This is a genomic window from Bacteroides sp., assembly GCF_052357945.1.
GTDB lineage: Bacteria > Bacteroidota > Bacteroidia > Bacteroidales > Bacteroidaceae > Bacteroides.
Genome location: NZ_DAWCXD010000304.1, coordinates 1 through 1793 on the forward strand (window position 1 = coordinate 1; position 1793 = coordinate 1793).

Below are 1793 nucleotides of genomic sequence, written 5' to 3' on the forward strand. Positions count from 1 at the left end.
AAAGAGTTCTGCTGTCTGATACAAGAGGATAAATTGAATTGATAGAACTCACCTAATGTGATTTCCTTTCGACAGAATAAAGGAATAAAAGAACCTCTTTATTGTGGCGAATTATATATTGATGCTGAAAACAATGCGTTGGTTCAGGCGCGTCTTGAAATCAATCCTGCCTATGTGAGGCAAGCTACGGATATGTTTATAGAACGAAAGACACGGAAGTGGAAAATAACCGCGCAAGAGGTGGTTTATACCATTTCTTACAGGCAGTGGAATGGCATTTATTACATGAATCATATTCGTGGCGATCTTTATTTTAAAGTGAAACTTAAACGGCAATGGTTTAGTTCTTCTTCCTTGCATACATGGTTTGAAATGGTTACCTGTAAGGTGGATACAGATAATGTGACCCGTTTCCAACGTAAAGAACGGATGCCTACACGCACTATATTTTCGGATACACATTTTAAATATGATGCTGACTTTTGGGGGGAGTTTAATGTTATCCCGTGGGAGGAAGAACTGGGTACTGTCATTGAAAAGTTGTCTTCTAAAATAGAACAGATAGAATACTAAAATAAAAGTTGGATACGGAGCATTGTACTTGGTATCTTTTATCATGATATATGATAGAATATGTTAGCCTGAAGTATGTAAGTTTGTATATTCATCAGCCTTTAGCTTAAAATCGATTCGGTTGTCCGGTCAATTTTTTACCCGTGTCAGAAAGCATGCTTTTACACGTATATCTGCATAGGATTACACATATGTATGTGCGGACTTATGCGGATGTATGTGGAATCTCCTATATAATAACTACATTAGGTTTAAAAACAACTATGCAAATCTGATATAGTAATAACAATAGAAGTTGTTAACTAAATCCTAGTACACGTCTGTGAAATCATTCACCTCCAAAAGATAAGGACATTTTCAAAAAAGATCAAGAGCTTTTCAAAAAAGAACAAGAACTTTTTTAAAAAGATAACGAGCTTTTTTAAAAGTGTCTTGGTCTTTTTACCGCTACCGGGGGTGCTATTATATTCCGTGGAGATATGCACACTGTTTGCGAGCAAAAAACAAGAACGCCCTATTTTACGTCAAGTTGGAATAGTCTAAAAAAGAAGTTTATATAACTGAAAGTAAGCATGTTATACAGAAATAAGCTTCAAAACGTAGTGAGGGCATAGGGTATAAGTGAGGGCAATAATTTTTACTATAACTACATAAGTAGCTTATAATGAGTTTGTTTTGCACAAAGTGAGGGCATGAGGGCATAATTGCATCTAACTTTGCAATGATGATGCGTCAAGAAGACTTTCGGAAATTGTTCGAAGAAGAAAATGATCCTTTAAGAGCGAATGCCCTTTCCTATGATTTTGCAGGTGAGCCGATGTTTACCCAATATTCATTTTAGTCTGTCGCGCGCGATAATATAATATGGTATATACTTTTTGATATTGTAAAATGGATTATCGAAATAACCATTTTGTATAATCTGTAAATCAGATGTTTATAAGTATAATCACAAAAAAAATAGAAAAAATAGTAGATATATTTGGATAAAGAAATGAAATCAACTACTTTTGCATCCGCTTAGCAAGAGAGGTAAGTTTAAAACTGACAAGATGATTTGAAGAACATAGATGAAACAAAAAAGTTTTAAAAAAGTTCGATAATTTTTTGGTAGTTTGAAATAAACGCTTTATCTTTGCAAAACATTTCCGGAAAAAACGGAAATAAACATAAATGAGAGTTCTTTGAAAGATTTAAGATAAACAAACAAGTAGTACAAG

The 1793-nt window shown here is 33.8% G+C and carries 1 pseudogene; it reads left to right on the top strand.

The features are described 5' to 3' along the window. Positions 1-54 precede the first annotated feature (54 nt). A pseudogene (locus ACT8YW_RS23160) lies at positions 55-573 on the top strand (carboxypeptidase-like regulatory domain-containing protein); the annotation flags it as partial. Between the last annotated feature and the right edge of the window lie 1220 nt (positions 574-1793).